Annotated in this window: 12 protein-coding genes; 4 read left to right on the top strand and 8 right to left on the bottom strand. The window is 40.9% G+C overall.

What is annotated here, in order from left to right; translation table 11 throughout:
- Positions 1 to 71: 71 nt before the first annotated feature.
- The 4 genes from FLL46_RS00790 to FLL46_RS00775 form a co-directional block, all read right to left on the bottom strand.
- Positions 72 to 1,460, bottom strand: a complete 1,389-nt coding sequence (locus FLL46_RS00790; protein WP_142891513.1) for a M23/M56 family metallopeptidase — start codon at positions 1,458 to 1,460, stop codon at positions 72 to 74.
- Positions 1,460 to 1,837, bottom strand: a complete 378-nt coding sequence (locus tag FLL46_RS00785) for a BlaI/MecI/CopY family transcriptional regulator (protein WP_142891512.1) — start codon at positions 1,835 to 1,837, stop codon at positions 1,460 to 1,462. Before FLL46_RS00785 ends, FLL46_RS00790 begins: the two co-directional genes overlap by 1 nt.
- Positions 1,838 to 2,703: 866 nt before the next feature.
- The gene (locus tag FLL46_RS00780) at positions 2,704 to 5,841 is read right to left on the bottom strand and encodes a TonB-dependent receptor domain-containing protein (RefSeq protein WP_142891511.1); all 3,138 of its coding nucleotides are present in this window, start codon (positions 5,839 to 5,841) and stop codon (positions 2,704 to 2,706) included.
- A gap of 324 nt (positions 5,842 to 6,165) precedes the next feature.
- Positions 6,166 to 7,284, bottom strand: coding sequence for a metallophosphoesterase (locus FLL46_RS00775; RefSeq protein ID WP_142891510.1), 1,119 nt, complete (start codon positions 7,282 to 7,284; stop codon positions 6,166 to 6,168).
- Positions 7,285 to 7,607: 323 nt separating this feature from the next.
- Here FLL46_RS00775 and FLL46_RS00770 point away from each other — a divergent pair, with 323 nt between their 5' ends.
- Positions 7,608 to 9,737: a winged helix-turn-helix domain-containing protein gene (locus FLL46_RS00770; RefSeq protein ID WP_142891509.1), complete on the top strand. Its 2,130-nt coding sequence runs from the start codon at positions 7,608 to 7,610 to the stop codon at positions 9,735 to 9,737.
- A 66-nt stretch (positions 9,738 to 9,803) separates the two neighbouring features.
- Here FLL46_RS00770 and FLL46_RS00765 read toward each other — a convergent pair whose 3' ends face one another.
- The gene (locus FLL46_RS00765) at positions 9,804 to 10,151 is read right to left on the bottom strand and encodes a VOC family protein (protein WP_142891508.1); all 348 of its coding nucleotides are present in this window, start codon (positions 10,149 to 10,151) and stop codon (positions 9,804 to 9,806) included.
- A gap of 399 nt (positions 10,152 to 10,550) precedes the next feature.
- The gene (locus FLL46_RS00755) at positions 10,551 to 11,972 is read right to left on the bottom strand and encodes an aminotransferase-like domain-containing protein (protein WP_246119245.1); all 1,422 of its coding nucleotides are present in this window, start codon (positions 11,970 to 11,972) and stop codon (positions 10,551 to 10,553) included.
- A 160-nt stretch (positions 11,973 to 12,132) separates the two neighbouring features.
- Between FLL46_RS00755 and FLL46_RS00750 the strand changes: the two genes are divergently transcribed.
- The gene (locus FLL46_RS00750; protein WP_142891507.1) at positions 12,133 to 12,366 is read left to right on the top strand and encodes a DUF2970 domain-containing protein; all 234 of its coding nucleotides are present in this window, start codon (positions 12,133 to 12,135) and stop codon (positions 12,364 to 12,366) included.
- 109 nt (positions 12,367 to 12,475) lie between these two features.
- Here the strand turns inward: FLL46_RS00750 and FLL46_RS00745 are convergent, their stop codons facing one another.
- Positions 12,476 to 13,939 (bottom strand): esterase/lipase family protein, encoded by a 1,464-nt coding sequence (locus FLL46_RS00745; protein WP_142891506.1) that lies wholly within the window; start codon positions 13,937 to 13,939, stop codon positions 12,476 to 12,478.
- Between the two features lie 431 nt (positions 13,940 to 14,370).
- Here FLL46_RS00745 and FLL46_RS00740 point away from each other — a divergent pair, with 431 nt between their 5' ends.
- Entirely contained in the window at positions 14,371 to 14,994 is a 624-nt protein-coding gene (locus FLL46_RS00740) for a P-loop nucleotide/nucleoside kinase family protein (RefSeq protein ID WP_142891505.1), read from the top strand.
- A gap of 41 nt (positions 14,995 to 15,035) precedes the next feature.
- Here FLL46_RS00740 and FLL46_RS00735 read toward each other — a convergent pair whose 3' ends face one another.
- Entirely contained in the window at positions 15,036 to 15,491 is a 456-nt protein-coding gene (locus FLL46_RS00735; protein ID WP_142891504.1) for a MarR family winged helix-turn-helix transcriptional regulator, read from the bottom strand.
- 176 nt (positions 15,492 to 15,667) lie between these two features.
- On the opposite strand from FLL46_RS00735, the gene FLL46_RS00730 reads away from it, so the two are divergent.
- On the top strand, positions 15,668 to 16,156 hold the full coding sequence (locus tag FLL46_RS00730; RefSeq protein WP_142891503.1) for a GNAT family N-acetyltransferase: 489 nt from the start codon (positions 15,668 to 15,670) through the stop codon (positions 16,154 to 16,156).
- Positions 16,157 to 16,188 lie beyond the last annotated feature (32 nt).

The raw sequence follows: 16,188 nt of genomic DNA, 5'->3' as shown, positions 1-16,188 counted from the left end.
CTCAGCAAAAGGCGCCCTTGTGTAACAGGTAGTTTGATTTTTGGGAGTGTTAGAAAATCACTTGGATAATTCTAAAATGGCAACAAATCAACAGGATTAAGTCTTCTCTCTCCCTGAAGTAATTCGAAGTGAAGGTGAGGACCTGTAGTTTTCCCCGTGATGCCGACAAAACCAATTTTTTGGCCAGCGATAACCCGATCATTTTCATTTACACTAAAACCATCAAGGTGAGCATAAAGACTTTGGTAGCCATTGCTATGTTGTACGACAACGACCTTGCCGTAGTTTTTGCTCAAACTCGTATCGTTAGCAATTTTGACAACACCGGACTTTACCGCATAGACAGACGTTCCAATCGCCGCTTTTAAGTCCACTCCACCATGAGGATGGTTGTTTCGAATCGGATTAACTTCTCCAAAAGAAGAAGTCACTTTGATTGCTTTTAATGGCAGTTGCCAACCTTCGAAATTGTCAGTCAGGCTACCTGAATAATTCGCTGACACTAAATTAAGTGATAACCCCGAAAATACCATCAAAGCTATTGTCAGCGATAGTCTCTTGCGATTAACAGTTATCAGGCGACGACTCATTATTGCTTTTAGTCGAGTCTGATAAAAAGCCAGTCCGGTTTCTGGGTTACTAAAATGAGCAACCAATGCCTGCTCTTTAATACCGATACAATTTTTCAAGCAGGTAAGCATCGCCTGAGCGTATTTTTTGCGTTCATTAATATCAGAGATGTCGCTCAATACATCTTCATCGCAGCGAAGTTCGATTGCATTAATATAATGCTGCTCCAGCTTTTTAAAAAAGGGATTAAAACTTACAAGTCCAGTAATTAACTTGATCAGGATTAACCAGCGGTTGTCGCGTCTTCGAATGTGGTTGAGTTCGTGATCAACCAACAGTTTCAATTGCTCTCGCGGCATTGCAAGTGCAAATTTCGGTAATATCAAATAAGCCTTAAAAAAACCAAAAGAAAAAGGAGAGATATTCTCAGCGGTAACTTTTGTTTTTATTTGGTATCGATGAAGCAACTCTTTCTGTTTTTCAGTAAAAATATCTTCAGCATTCAGTAACTTGCTCTGCCGAATAATTTTTCGCGTCTTTTGCATTCCCTTATAAAATTCTGCGAGACCTTTAAGGCTAAATAACGCGAAAAATCCTATCAACCAATAGTGCAAAGAAACTTCTTCCAACCAGCTGACTTTAGTTGTGCTGTTCTGAACTGATTGAATGACTTGTGATATATCATCACTAAACGACAATGACTGGGGCAACTGGATAGTTTGCTGTAACACAGGCAAAGGAATTAAAGGCAGAAAACAAACGCCAAAACAAACCAGCCAAAATTCAGGACTTACACTAACCGAGAGCTTTTTTCGATACGCCAAATTCGCGAAAAGAAAGACCAAACCACTCCAGAGTAAAAAAATAACTAACTGTACAAAAATTAACATTAACTTTTTCCTTCTCTGGCTAGTTTTTCTAACATTTTTTCCAGCTCTTTGATTTCAGATGAATCAATTAATTTGCTATCGGCAAACATAGCGACAGGTAACGGACTGTCGATCTCCAAAATACGTGAAGCAAAATCAGACGCAAACTGGGCCAGTATTTTGACCTTTTCGAGTTTTGCCGTGTAAGATTTTTTATTACCGACACTTTCAATTAACACAAATCCTTTTTCGCCCATCCTTTCGAGAGTTTTACGAGTAGTCGAATAACTCCAATCAAATTGCTCAGACAATTCATCGTGCAATTCGCGGGCAGTACGAGGCTCCTTCTTCCAGAGGAGCTTTAAAAGCTCAAGTTCGGGGGCTGTTGGCTGGTGCATTGAAATGGCCTTTACTAAACGGTTTTGCCTATCATGCGACAAATGTCGCAGTTTTGCAAGTGATAAATGCGACATCTGTCGCAGATAGTTTATCATCGGGTAACTTTGCATGAAGTTTTTATTTTCATGCCAGGTAAACATTAAGGAGGCTAATGGTGAATTGGGATATTTTGAAGGTCGACTTTTTGCCGTTTAACTATCGTTTTGGTAATAGTTGTATCGACTTAATATCGATTTTTTTGGGGTATTGGATCATATTTTTAGTTTTTAGCTGAAAAGCGTTTCGCATCGCTTTGCTTGCATGCGAGTTACTTTTTTCAAGAGCAAAAAAAGTAACCAAAAATGCCCGTACGCTTGGCCGCTAGGCAACGCGAATACGCTGGCCATAGAATCTATCATTGTTCTTTTGCGCCTGCCCACTCATTTTTAATGAGCTTCCTACCTATGGCGTTTTTTGAGTTAAGATAAAGTTAAAGTAGTAGATGATCCTAGGAAGTTAAAAATTAATAAAAGTCTATCGGCAGTTACGGATAATCTTTTGAAGCTCTTCGCCCAGCGGCTATAACGGGCTTGTGGAATTAATGACTCATTGGATTAAGCGGAAAAATGTTTGAGGGAACCGAGTTTTTTTCCGCCCAATGAGTCGTTTTCAACAAGAAAGGAAAGCAAAGGCTTACCAAGTCTTACAACTCTCAGCAAATTAGTTATCTTCAGCGAAAAAGCCCTTTTGGTTACTTTTGTGGCTTTGGACAAAAGTAACTCGCATGCAAGCAAAGCGATGCGAAACGCCCTTGAAAAAAGCCTCCACCAGGAGGCCAACAGAGCAGGAACTCACTAACTGACAACTTCATCAAAATAACAACAAATCAAAACTTAAACTCCGCTCCAACATAAACCAACCTCCCAATACCTCCCCCATACTCACTATCAGAATTCCCCGCCCCACCACCAGCAGTCTGACCATACCGAGGAATAAATGGACCAAGATCATCAAACACATTATTCGCGCCGCCATAAATACGCAGCTCAGAATCTCGACCTATGTCCATGGTGTATGACACAGATAAATTGTGTTTCGTGTAAGAAGGGAAATAAAGATAAAACGGTGTTTCAGGATTAGTAACACAACTCGCGTCACCATTAGCACAGGCTTGATTATTTTCCGCAATCAGCTCTTCAAACTCATCAACTCGCTCGTGACTATCAACGATCGAACCAAGATAGCGCGTACTCCAACGAACTCTCCAACCACTTTTATACCAGGATAAAGAAGCGGAAGCTCGGTCTTCAAAAATACCTGAAGCTAATTCACCTTTTAATTGAACAGTTTCAAGACCATCATTGCCTTCGAATGTATTCGAATGCTCAATTACATGAGTAGTATCAGCCCTAAATTTAAGTCGACCATAATCGCCAAGATCATGCTTATACTCCAGCGCAAGATCATAGCCACGAGCCCGAGTTTCTGACAAGTTGATTACTCGTTGCAAAATCTCAATAATGTTACCGTCAGTATCGCGGGTAATATCATTACAAAATGAATTACTATCGCCAAAAGGTAATGAAGAATCGTAACACTGTCTCAATATATCAGCGTTGCTCACCTGATCAATGGCGTCTCTAATTTCGATATCATAATAATCCACTGCAATTTTGAAATCTTCTAAAAAGTCAGGAGCCATGGTAAAACCAAAAGTAAAAGTGTCTGCTGTTTCTTCTTTAAGATTTTCATTACCGGCATTGGGCGAATAACCATTGTTATCGTCCTCAAAAGTGCCCCCACCAGCAATGACTGCAGCGATACTCGGTTCTAACCGACAATTATCGTGCCCTGCCCCGGTCGAAGTTTCGGTAACGCCATCACAAATGTCGGAAAAGCCATCAAAATCACCGCGAGCCGGTGACAATAATTCGGTAATGTTAGGCGCGCGTTGTGCTCTGGCGTAGTTGGCTCTTAGCAAATAGCCTTCAACCGGCTCCCACACAAGTCCCACTTTATGGCTACCAACAGTGCCAATTCCCTTCGGGCTATAATCTGCCATACGTACTGAAAATTCCGCGGAAAGATTTTTTGCAAAACTTGCATCGCGAACCAGTGGAACACCAAATTCCGCGAAAGTTTCCCAAACGTCGATTTCGCCGTCGAATGTTGGTACGACATTAAAGGTAATACCGCCATTTCGATGACCTTCGCTGGTAACAACACCTTGTCTGTCGCGTCGGTATTCCGCCCCAAAAACGGCCGATACATTGCCCGCTGGCATTTCAAATAAATCACCAGTAATGTAGCCTAGGGCTGTAAACTGGGAAATATCCGTGGTAATCGTTGGATTTGCTCTGATCCAATCTGCCATTTCAGGCGTGATTGAACCTACCCCAAAAATATTGAGCGGAACACAGCCTCTGGCTCGCGCATCGGCATCCGCGCACTGGATGGTTACGCCATCTGCCGCATATTCAGAATCGAGTGCTTCAGCAACACGAAAAATATTTAACTCATTTAAGCGCTTTTGTTTTTGTTGGAATTTTCCATAACCAATTGAAGCATCCCAATCCCACGCACCATCGAACATATCTCCTTGCAACCCGGCCCAGGTTCTGAGGGTTTTACGAGTGTTATCTGTCATGATTTGACCAACCTCGTGAAACCGCCGATCCCAACTGATGCTACTGCCCGCATTGTTAGCGATTTCAGCCGGCGCGAAGGGATTATTGATAGAAATAGTACCTGGTCTGATACGCCCTGGCGCACCAGTAACTGGGTCAAGCGTTAAAACGTAAGCACTTTCGTAATCATCTTCCGGTGATTTTCGGTTGAGTGAATCTGTTTGTGCATACTGGGTCTGGAAATAAGAGGATACATCCTCAAATTCATGGGTTAATTTAAACGCAGTAGAAAACCGGTCATTTGGAATTTTCAGCTGAACCCATTGAGCCGAGTTAACGCCATCTCTTTCTTCCAACCAACCTGTCTGTAAACCTTCTTCAGTATAATAGTAGCCGCCGACCCCGCCACGTCCCTCTTCAAAAACACCACCTGCAGTGCCGTCGCTTCTTGCTCGCCAATCTGCGGGCGTAATATCCCGCATACATTGATCGCCGGTTTCAGTCGCCATCTGATTACAGAAAAGCTCATCGTCGTAACGATAGTCTGCTTCTAACGCTGCGCGATCACGATCTTCCCAGCTAACACCAAATTGTCTGTCCCAACTGGTGCCAACAAAAAAATACGTTTTGCCATTATTGAAAAGATTTCCATAATCAAAATCGACTGAAAACTCGCGACCGCCACCCGCAGGTGTATGACCACCACGAACTTGAAATTCGAATCCTTCCTTATCTTTCTGGGTAATAATATTGACCACTCCGGCAATCGCATCCGATCCGTAAACCGCCGACGCGCCACCGCTAATAATTTCTATTCGGTCAACCATGCCACTCGGTATGCTACTCAGGCTCACATAGTTTCCACTATAGCTATTCGATACAACCCGTCGACCGTCGATTAATGTCAATGTTCTGTCCACACCGAGGTCACGAAGATTCACCGTCGACAAACCGGTATTTTGAACACTTGATTGTGTATTAGTATTACTGGAACCTTCACTAATGGCAGGCACGCCATCTACAAGAATTTCAGAAAGCAATCCAAGCCCGGTATCGGAAATCGCTTCTTTGTCCATGGTCACCAGCGGCGTAGCAACAGAAAAGCTATCTCGCCTGAGTCTCGAACCTGTGATAACAACTTTATTTTCCTTTTCCTCTGTCTTAGAAATCCCATCCTCTTCGCCAATGTTGTCGCTTTCATTATTCTCACTTTCACTATTGGCTTTTTCGCTAGCATCTGCAGAGATTGCCTCCACAGTAGAATTTTCGGTGCTCGTCTTGCGATTTTCCGCTTTCTCTTTTTCAAGTTCGGATTCTGAGCCCAGAACATTGCCCGAAATTGTTATTGCTAAAGAAACAGCGACTACTATCGCTCGCCGCTTAAAAATTGAATTCATACTATCCCCCATAATATTATTCTTAAGTGTCGATTCCATGCTTGGAAAGCGATCTTGCTAAATTTGATAAATTGAAATTAATTGTTCTTAAATCAGCCAATAAAAAATCAGTTAGCTCACTTTCAATGACGCTAAAACGATCGAGTAATAAATCATCAGAACTTAAATAAATCCAGCAATGAATTCTCCTTTCCAAGTTCGATTTCAGTATCTGGCTAACGACTCTATTATCTCAATACGTGACAGCTCTATTTTGCCCCGCTTTTTAATCGATTTAATATCGATTCTTTTAAAAACAATAAGATAGCGAGACACTCAAAGATTTCAGTTGGCGCTCTCTTTGGCTAGATTGGATCTTGTTTTTGTTGCTTTTGTCGCTTTACCCAGCGGGAATTTTTTACCCGCCAGAGTGCCCCGAGTAAACTCTCCCCCATCCCACAATAATAGCTCCCCGTAGCTGCCGTATTTCATACCGGCATCAATCGCAATCACTCGACCATCGTGCACCGATTTGATCGCTTCTTGTGTTGTGTGGCCAACAACTATGTGGGTGGCACCAAAATGATTCAGTAATTGATTAAGCTCATCGCTAGAAATTTCATCTTCTCGGAAGTAACCGCGGTACCAGATTGGCCCTTTGCTTTTATGTAAATATTGACCCATACCGTAACGGGGTTTTGCTAATTCTTTTTCTACCAGGTTTTGTTTAAATAAATCATTAACATCCTTAGCCGACATTTCGATTTCCGCAAGATCAGGGTGGAAACCGCCGTGAGCAAACAAAATGCCATTAACCTTAACTAAGACAGGGCGGCTCCGAAGCCAATCGCCCAAAACACTATTCTTAGCATAAAGATCTTCATATGCCGTGTTCGTTATCTCGGCAGTCTCCAAATATTTTTCATTTAAGTAACGTAGATCTCCATTTAATGTCATCACCTCATGGTTACCGAGTAGCAGGTGAAGCTTACCGCCCGCTCGCTCAGCTTGTTTCTCTAAATCATATAGAAACCAGAGTGCCTCTGTGACTTTGGGTCCACGGTCAAAAACATCTCCAGTGATCACGAAGTGACCATTTGAAAAGTTCCACTTGTCATTTTTATCTAAAATATTATTGTTTTTTAATAGCTGGAGAAATAAGTCAAACTGGCCGTGAATATCACTCGCCGCGGCAACCCGGTATTCACCGGCATATTCTAATTGCTCGTCTTCGCTCGGCGCAGGTGACCATAATTTCACATTTCCGCTACAACCATTGAGGGTTTGTGGAACAATTAAATCGACCTTAAAAACTTGTTTTTTCCCATCACAAACCCAAACTACCTCACGTTGTTTTCCCTTCTCGAAAACATAGGGACCATCACTGATTTCCGAACTAAAAACCGTAGAAATACTAGCAACGCCTAAAAAAATAACACTCAAAAGTACGAGTTGTTGTCTCATTTTGTTATCCTGATAATTGAACTAAAGCAGCAGGAATTCCTTGTATGTAATTTCAGGGTTAAACTCAATCATCATAGAATCGTTTTTATCACGATTATTTATCGATTGAATATTTTCTTAAATAAAAATGAAGCAAAAACCAATTAGAATCATATACATAGAAGAGCTGTGCAAAATTAACACAAACCAGTTCATAATCACTAAGTTATGCTAGAACTTTGTTTTTGTTATTTGCCAAATGATTAATAAAGCTTTAAATTCTAGGTAACTTGCGAGGCTGAAATAATGATAGCTACAAAATCATACCTGACAAAAAATACGCAATGAATAGCATTACTCACTTAAAAATTGGCTGTTGTAATATTTATCCGCAAGAATATGCAATACAGTTTGATGATCAGGAAAAAATTAACTTACAACCGAAATTTATTGAAGTCATTGTTTACCTCGCCAATCATTATCCCGGTGTTATTTCACGTAACGAACTCATTGACAATATCTGGAATGGGAATTACTACGTTGGAGAAAAATCGCTCACTAATGCTGTATGGCAACTGCGTAAAAACCTGAATGGAACTTGTGGAAAAACAGAAGTTATCGAAACCATTCGAAAAATGGGCTATCGCCTACTAATCGAGCCGGAGATTCTAGCCAGTCAGAATCCTCAAATTAAAGAAGCAGCCTCGTCAGTTAAGCCGAAATCTCTTTGGCGTTATTTGCCCTATGTTGCGCTTATCATAATCAGTTGTGGATTGGGTTGGTACTATGGTACTTCTCAAGATGTAGAAGTTGAGCCGACTATCGTTACAATAACCACAGAACCAGGCAGAGAGCTTTTGGCAGCCCCCTCTCCAGACGGACGGTATCTGGCATACAAATGGAAAAATGCAGATCACAATAAAAATCTGTACATGAGGGATCTAAACCAACCTGATATGCCACCAAAACAACTCACCTTTGATAATGCGACCGTGGGCCACTCTGTGTGGAGCAATAGTGGTGAATACTTATTCTTTTCACGAGCAGACTACGCCAAAGATTTATGTCACATCATTAAAATGAATGTCTTCACCCAGCAAGAAGAAGTTGTGGCCCATTGTGCCGGCGACGGCGGCTATCGTTATTTAAGTATTTCTCCTGACGACAAAACCCTCGCTTACCGTGGTGATCATGACAAGAATCTGGATACTGGTATTTACTTTGTTGATTTGCGCGAAGAGAGCTCTACTCCGGTGCGATTTTCCTGCGGTAGAGATTGCGGGTATCGTGACAGGGATATGGCGTTTTCTCCTGATGGAAAAAAGCTACTTGTTTCACGTCGGAAAAACTCCCTTAGCGAAAATATTTACCTGGTAGATCTTCAAACAAAAGAAGCAGAGCAGTTAACTGAAGGCGAAGAAAATATCGTTGGTTTCAGCTGGCATCCGGATGGTGATCGAATTGTTTTTAGTGCGGAGCGATCTGACGTGTACAACGGATACCTGCTGAATCTAGAAACCGGAAAAAAACAGTCACTTAATATTGAAGGGTTCAGCTTTCCTGTTTTTACTCGGCATGAAAAGCCGACGCTATTTTACCTTGAACGTAGCGAGAGAAAATTCATATCAGCGCTCAACTTGAATGACGAGATAGCCAGCAGCCCCTTCCCTATTTTGAAGTCTAGCTTTAGTCACCATACACCCGATTATTCCCATGTTGCGAAAAAAATTGCTTATGTATCCAACGAGAGTGGATATTATGAGTTGTGGGTATCTAATAATAATGGAGAAGAAAGACAAAAACTCACTAATCTCAAATCAACAGTTAAATATCCAAGGTGGTCACACGACGGAAAACGAATTGCATTTCTAGCGCACGTTGAAAAAAAATCGGGGGACAAACTTTATATTATTGATGTGCAATCGAAACAGCTAAAAGTACTTTCGACATCTTTTGACGATCACAATAGACCAAGTTGGAGCTTTAATGATCAATCCATAATTTCATCAGTTTACGCCGGAGATGGTTTTGATCTCTACAGTTTCAATATTACGAGTAGCGAATCTATTCGACTCACTCACGACGGCGGCCGATTTGGCATTATGGCTTCACCGGAAAAAATGCTCTATACCAAGCGAGGCAAAAATGGATTGTGGCAGCTAGATTTATCCCAACCAACAGACAGCCCCGATCGTATTACTGAAATTATTAACGGTCGTGACTTCATTCCACGCTACACCTGGGGTTATTCACTCGATGGAATATACTTTCGCCGAAATGTTAAAAAACACCAGCGAATTATTTTTTATCGATTTGCCGATAGCTCACTAACACCCTTAGTAAAATTACCAGGGATCTCAATCGAGTCTTTTGGTTCATTATCGTTAATTGAAGACACGCATCAGTTAGTTTTTACACAGCGGGGCGATGTTCAGGGAAATATCAAGCAGCTGACGCATCCGATGTTTTATTGAGTGAATACTCGCCTTAAGATCAAGGCGAGACCCCGCAGCTGAATTTCTTCTCGCTTTTACAGCGAGTTAATTGCTAAATTCTGTAACGTGCCAAAGCTCTCCTGACGGCCCCCACAAATAAACAACTTTCCCCCAGAGCTCCTTTTTAATTGGTTCATATTTTATGTCGAAACCATCCAGATTAGAAATAACGTCAAAAGCCTCATTGATATCTAAGACAGAAAGTTGAAACATCAAATTTTTAGCCAGCTCCGGGTTATAAAACCTTTGCAGGAAAAATGTACATTCGCCGTTTTCAAATAACGATAAGTCATTAGTGACATAACTCATTTCAAAACCTAATGCTTGATAGAAGGACTGAGAAATTTCGTAATCCTTACTAGGAATGAAAACTCTAATATCATCAACTTTCACCAGGTTCTCCTTTTGGCAACTAAGTCTTAATCAAAGGTGTGCACTTTTTGAGCTTTTCGTTCTTTCTGCTGACTTAGCGTGTAACGGCCTAATGCACAAAAAATAAGTCCATGCAATCAGGATAAGCAGCAAAGGACCACGAATTAATAGATAAACAGGCCCCCATTGATGCCCACCAAGACCTGTCGCATTTATGGCAGCATAAATATTAGCTGGAAAAAACACAATAAATACAAGAAGAATAAAAACAGACACCCCGAAATAAGTATTTTTAAACCAAGCAGGTAAACTTTCTCAGCTAATAATAAATTGTTGCCCCACCGATTAGTTTGCTCGAAAATCTTACAATGCGCCTTGGTTTCCAAGGGTTCTATTTTTTTGTGTATTTTTTCTACGGCCTTACTGAATAACGCGTTTTTTCCTCTCAAACAAATCCCCTAAAATTCGAATAGCCTTGAGCCGATCTCCAATCGCTGGATGAGCAAAACTTAGCCTTAAATAATTGCTAAACCGATCATCCGCAGAAAACAACGCGCCCGGCGTTAATACAATCTCTTGTTTCAGTGCTATTTGATAGACTGTTTTTGTATCAACAGATTCCTCCATTTCAATCCAGAGAGACAGTCCACCATCAGGAATACTAAAACGCGTCGAGTCAGGCCAATAGCTTCTTAAGGCCAATACCAATTGGTCACGTTGGCGCTTAAGAACTTGACGATACTGGTAAAGATGGCGTCTGTAATTGCCCTCAGCAATGAAGCTCGTTAATCCCTCTTGAATGGATTGATTACTCGCTAATTGATTGACCAGTTTTAGCCGGGTAATTTCATTTTGCCAGCGCCCCCCGACAATCCAGCCAACTCTTAGATCACGAGACAGAGATTTCGAAAATGAACTGCATAAAATAACCCGTTCTTCGGTATCAAACGCTTTTAACGGAGGTGGACGCTCGCCAAAACATAAATCGCCATAAATATCGTCCTCAATAACGGTAATATCATGTTGATTGGCCAGGTTGATAATTTGCTTTTTGTGCTCCTCAGGCATGCTTGCCCCTGTCGGTGTTGCGTACGCAGGCGTGACAACACAGGCATTTATTTTCCATTTTTCAGTCGCTTCAGTGAGCGATTCAACGCTGATCCCTTTTGACGGCGATGCGGGAATTTCAATAACATTTAGCCGAAGCTGCTGTAACAGTTGTAAAACACCATAAAAGGCTGGGCTTTCAACTGCGACATTATCACCGGGCTGGCAACTCACCAAAAGGGCTAAAAATAGTGCATGCTGACAGCCCGATGTGATGCAAAATTCCGAGGTTGCCAAATTTAAGCCTATCGTGCGGTAGTGCTCCTTAATTTGAAACCTCAAGGCTTCCAAACCAAGTGGAGCATCATAATACATTGCCTTATTTTGAGGTTTATGACGTAGTGCTCTGCCGAGATGGCGGTTTAAAGTGATAAGCTGAAGAGATGGTTCTGTCTCTGGACCTCCTGGCAAGACATCAAAAGCCGCACTTCGCATCATAATCTCCTGAAAAAGGTCAGGAACTTCGACTGCAGTTGGTTTTAACTCAGTATCTTTCGGTTTTCGTGGCATCGATTGCAAGTGCTGGGCTTTCACGAAATAACCGGTTTTAGGGCGAGCCTCTACAACCCCCGCGGCCTCAAGCGTGTGTAATGCCTTTATGACAGTATTTTTGGAAAGCTCACTAGACTTTGACAACTGCCTCACCGATGGCAACCTTTCCCCGGGCATCAGGCGTCGTTCATCAATTTGCTGCTGGAGCTGCTTTGCCAGTTGTGCATATCGATATTGTTTCAATATCTTCGCCTCTAAGTCACTCAATCTCTAGCTTAATCTGTACCCATAATAATTTATTTTTTTGTCCCTGCAACCTATTTAGCTTTTCGTATACAATTTGGCTTACTCGGTAAACCCATTGGCGAGTGATTGAGAGAGAACTGAAATAGTAGAGACTCCCATGCAAAAACTTAACAAATCAACCAATTCCGACGCTGGTGAAAAACTGGGCATATTGACGGTTATTCAAAGTGTAATCGCTGCGATGTTTGGCGTAAGAAATAGCGACAAGCATAAAAAGGATTTTGAGCAGGGAGACGCTGCCCAATTTATTGTTGTCGGTATCATTTTTGTGTTTGCTTTTGTACTAACAATCCAATGGATTGTTAGTATGATTTTAGAAGGCCAGCCATAACCAAGGTGGCAAAAAATCAATGACGTTGGTATTCCAGGATTTTAAACATTGATACCACTGATGCATGATTTGATAATGGGGCTCGCAAAGCTCACCCCAACCTGCGGTTTTAGTATTGGTGTTGTTTTAACCAATCTTTAATTGCGTCCGCCTTGCTTGAAGTCAACGTCATGTGCATTTCGTTAGTTGCTGGATATTCAGCAACTAGCGTAAAAGGCGTATTGTTCGGGCTTCCTGCCAATGCTGAGTTGGTTGACACAAACGAATGGTTTTGCCCCGATGCTACGAATACAGTCAATGGAGTCCCGTTAGCTTCTTCAACTAACTTGTCAGAGGCCAACTGATAACTATTCAGATAGCCGCCCGCAACATTATCTTTATAAGGTGTCGTATAAATTTTGAAGGTTTTGCTGCCACCCAGATACCAGGGACGATGTAATTTGAAGTCTGTGGTCATTTTGGTCGTTGGATATCCCTGAGTGGTATGGTTGTGCGAACCATTAGTCAACGCTAATGAAGGAACCGACGGAAAGTTCCCCATATTAGCAAGCGAGCTTTGCCAGGCCAGTCGATCAGAAGAACCTGACGGTGCATCAATGATTAAATCTTTAAATGTTTGCGTATCAAACCGTTTCAATATTGCTCGCAAATCATTTCTAGGATTTTGGCACGTGTTAGTCAACCCACATCCGAAAACATCGATTTTACTCTCTAGCCGCTTCAAATTATCCATAATGCTCTTAGGAAAATTTGCCCCCAGGTGAGGAGCATCAAATGAAATATAAGTGGAAACATTATTTGGCGTACCGGTGTATTCCATTTTGGTCAGAGCATAGCGCGCAACAACTCCCCCCATTGATAAACCAACAACAGAAGTTGAACTGATACTACTAATCGTATTGAGTTTTTCGAGTAAGACTTGTAAGCCATTGGCATTTGCTACGATACCGTTTTCAACATTAGCATAGCGAAACAGGATGACATCATAGCCGTCTCTAATCATGTCGTCAGCTAAACCGCTCGTGTTAATTTGGCTATAAAATTGGTAGGCTGAATATTCTACCGGAGAATCATCAACCGAGAATTGATAGGGCTGCACCACAACCACCGGTTTGTCCAATATGCCGTCACTACTTTTAAAGACGTCAGCAGTTCCATAGTTAGTGTAATAGTAGTAAGTTTCCCACTCAACACATTCTCCCTGCGGCGCTCTTGCCAAATCATTTAAAGCGTTAGTTTTTGCGGTTGAATTGACACTAAGGGATTTGGCCGTCGAATTCATATTAGGGGCTCGAAAGTCTTCCCACCTAACACACCTCTCTCTAGAATTCTTTTTCTGAACCGGCCAGACTTCGTGAGAACCACTGTATGACTTTGTAATTTTGCTACTATTGCTTGCATTAAGGCTACTAACGGATTTTGTGTCTTTCGCTGAGACGAAAAAGGGAATTGTATTATTTTTATTTGCCTCAACACGCAACTCATTGGTTTGAACTGCACTCGCCGAGAGTGATGCAAATATTGAAAAAGATAAAGCAGTAATAGACTGTTTCTTAAATAAAGAAATTTTCATTTAGTTGTCCATATTTCCTATTGAAAGTTATTTTGAAAGCGTCAGTTAAACGCTTGAATCAAACTGAAGTGTTACTTAACTATCGGGTAACGGTGGAAAATATTAGTGCGACATGGCGAAAATATGGTAGTAACATTGGGACTAAAAATAGTAAAAATGGAACTGACTCGCTGAGTAGTAAATGAAATCAATCTCTTATATTTAACCTGCTTAAAATTAAATGGTTAATCTAAATCAACACAATTTGTATCGGTTCATACGCAGACTGACAGATTCAATTATTCTGTAGTTTCCCTGTCCATAAAAAGTTATATTCTCAATTAACTCTTTGAAATAAAATAGAAAAGTGGCATTATCTACGAATTCAATTATTTTTGATAATCGGACCTTATGGTCCATTTATTACAATGTTATGTTCTTTGGAGAAGTTGATGAGTATCATCTGCCTGGAAGGAGCGAGCGCTGTAGGTAAGACGACGGTTAGTAAAATATTGGAGAGTGAATATGGGTTTGTAAGAATCGCAGAAGTTAATGAACTTTTTGAAAGGCCCAGGTACGAATCAAGCACTTGGTACTTTGAACGTCAGGTTAATAGATCGCAATTAGCTCGTGAAATTTCAGCAAATGGTGGTAAAGCAGTCTTAGATGGAGATCCGTTTCAACCCGTTTGGTATAACTGGATTTATGCAAAAGAGGGCCTACAGCCGATTATTGAAGTCTTCGACTTTTATAAAAGTAGCGTTTTGAGCGGTGATATTGAATTTCCAAAAAAATATATTTTACTGAATGCCTCTATCTCCGACTTAAAAACAAGAAAGGAATCAGACAAAACTCGTTCAAGGAGGAACTTTAATAAACATTTGAAACTCATCGAACCTCAGCGAGCTTACTTTGAAGGTATGAATAGTATCATTGAAAATTATGTTGATTTTGTTGAATCTGACAAACCACATAATGTGGTGGTTAAAATAAGTAATTTGAGCAACCCCACACAAGAAATAACAAATTCTCAGTTAATTGATGCTATGTGTCAGTTTGTCGCAAACAGAACATGACAAAGGCACTCGCTCACTATTTTTTCACAATTAGCCAATTCTTAATTCGTATAACTCTCAATCAATTTCCGCAACCCTTTTTGCAAATTGGCAACATTTTTACTGCCCAGTAAATCTTCAAATTCTTTTTCAATAATCACTTTGATGTCATAAGCAGCATGGAGCGCTTTCTCTCCAAGCTTGGTAAATCGAATAATATATGCTCTCTTATCATTGGGATCTTTAATCTTGTTAATATACCCCTTCGCTTCTAAATCATTCGCAAGTTGCCCCATTGCCTGCTTGGTCATTCCAGCACGTTCTGCAATAACGGTTATTTGAGTTCCTTCTAAATCGAGGTTGGCGAACAATGCAGAGTGGGAAAGTTTAACATCCGAAAAACCTCGCTCGTGCAGTAAGCTAAGTGCACGAACACTATAGGCTCTGCCGGCTCTTTGGAAGAGTCGCCCCAAATTATTGTCTCTTAATTCTATGGATTTTTGCTGGAGTTTTTTCATCAATTGTTATTCTTAAATTTCTCTTGAAAATATAGTAAGGTTACTTTACTATATTTTGGTAAACATACTTTACTATATCATAGCACAGTAAAATCATAGCAGAGCAAATTGAACTGTGACCAATAGTTGCCAAGGTAACCAACAACTGCTCAGTAGGCTAATATAGGAGAAAGCCAATGATTCGCCCAGCAACAGACAATGACTTTGATGATATTTATCAAATCATCAATGACGCCTCAATTGCCTACAAAGGAATCATTCCTGCTGACAGGTGGCACGAACCCTATATGTCAAAACAAGAGCTGGAAACACAAATTCAAGAAGGCGTTTCTTTTATATGCTACGAAATTGAAGGGCTGGTTCAGGGCGTTATGGGTTTTCAGAATATGGTAGATGTCAATTTAGTACGCCATGCTTACGTCAGAACAGTAACGAGAAATAAGGGTATTGGCTCTATTTTAATCAATGCGCTTATCGAAAAATCAAATAAACCTATTCTGGTAGGAACCTGGAAAGCAGCCAGTTGGGCAATTAGATTTTATGAAAAACATGGTTTTTCTCTCGTGAGTGAAGAAGAGAAAAACAGGCTACTAAAAAAGTACTGGAATATTCCCGAACGACAAATAGAAACATCTGTGGTATTAGCTGATGGCAGCTATACCTAATGGCTATAATTTTAATGCCCGGTTGAATTATT

This window comes from Aliikangiella coralliicola (genome assembly GCF_007004725.1).
Taxonomy (GTDB): Bacteria; Pseudomonadota; Gammaproteobacteria; order Enterobacterales; family Kangiellaceae; genus Aliikangiella; species Aliikangiella coralliicola.
The sequence above is the reverse complement of the archived record's forward strand: the minus strand, read 5'-3'. Positions and strand labels throughout refer to the sequence as shown.

Bases quoted from the DNA above. Each gene is read 5' to 3' on its own strand.
- FLL46_RS00790 (WP_142891513.1), bottom strand. From the start codon at position 1,460: ATGTTAATTTTTGTACAGTTAGTTATTTTTTTACTCTGGAGTGGTTTG.
- FLL46_RS00785 (WP_142891512.1), bottom strand. From the start codon at position 1,837: ATGCACCAGCCAACAGCCCCCGAACTTGAGCTTTTAAAGCTCCTCTGG.
- FLL46_RS00780 (WP_142891511.1), bottom strand. From the start codon at position 5,841: ATGAATTCAATTTTTAAGCGGCGAGCGATAGTAGTCGCTGTTTCTTTA.
- FLL46_RS00775 (WP_142891510.1), bottom strand. From the start codon at position 7,284: ATGAGACAACAACTCGTACTTTTGAGTGTTATTTTTTTAGGCGTTGCT.
- FLL46_RS00770 (WP_142891509.1), top strand. From the start codon at position 7,608: ATGAATAGCATTACTCACTTAAAAATTGGCTGTTGTAATATTTATCCG.
- FLL46_RS00750 (WP_142891507.1), top strand. From the start codon at position 12,133: ATGCAAAAACTTAACAAATCAACCAATTCCGACGCTGGTGAAAAACTG.
- FLL46_RS00745 (WP_142891506.1), bottom strand. From the start codon at position 13,939: ATGAAAATTTCTTTATTTAAGAAACAGTCTATTACTGCTTTATCTTTT.
- FLL46_RS00740 (WP_142891505.1), top strand. From the start codon at position 14,371: ATGAGTATCATCTGCCTGGAAGGAGCGAGCGCTGTAGGTAAGACGACG.
- FLL46_RS00735 (WP_142891504.1), bottom strand. From the start codon at position 15,491: ATGAAAAAACTCCAGCAAAAATCCATAGAATTAAGAGACAATAATTTG.
- FLL46_RS00730 (WP_142891503.1), top strand. From the start codon at position 15,668: ATGATTCGCCCAGCAACAGACAATGACTTTGATGATATTTATCAAATC.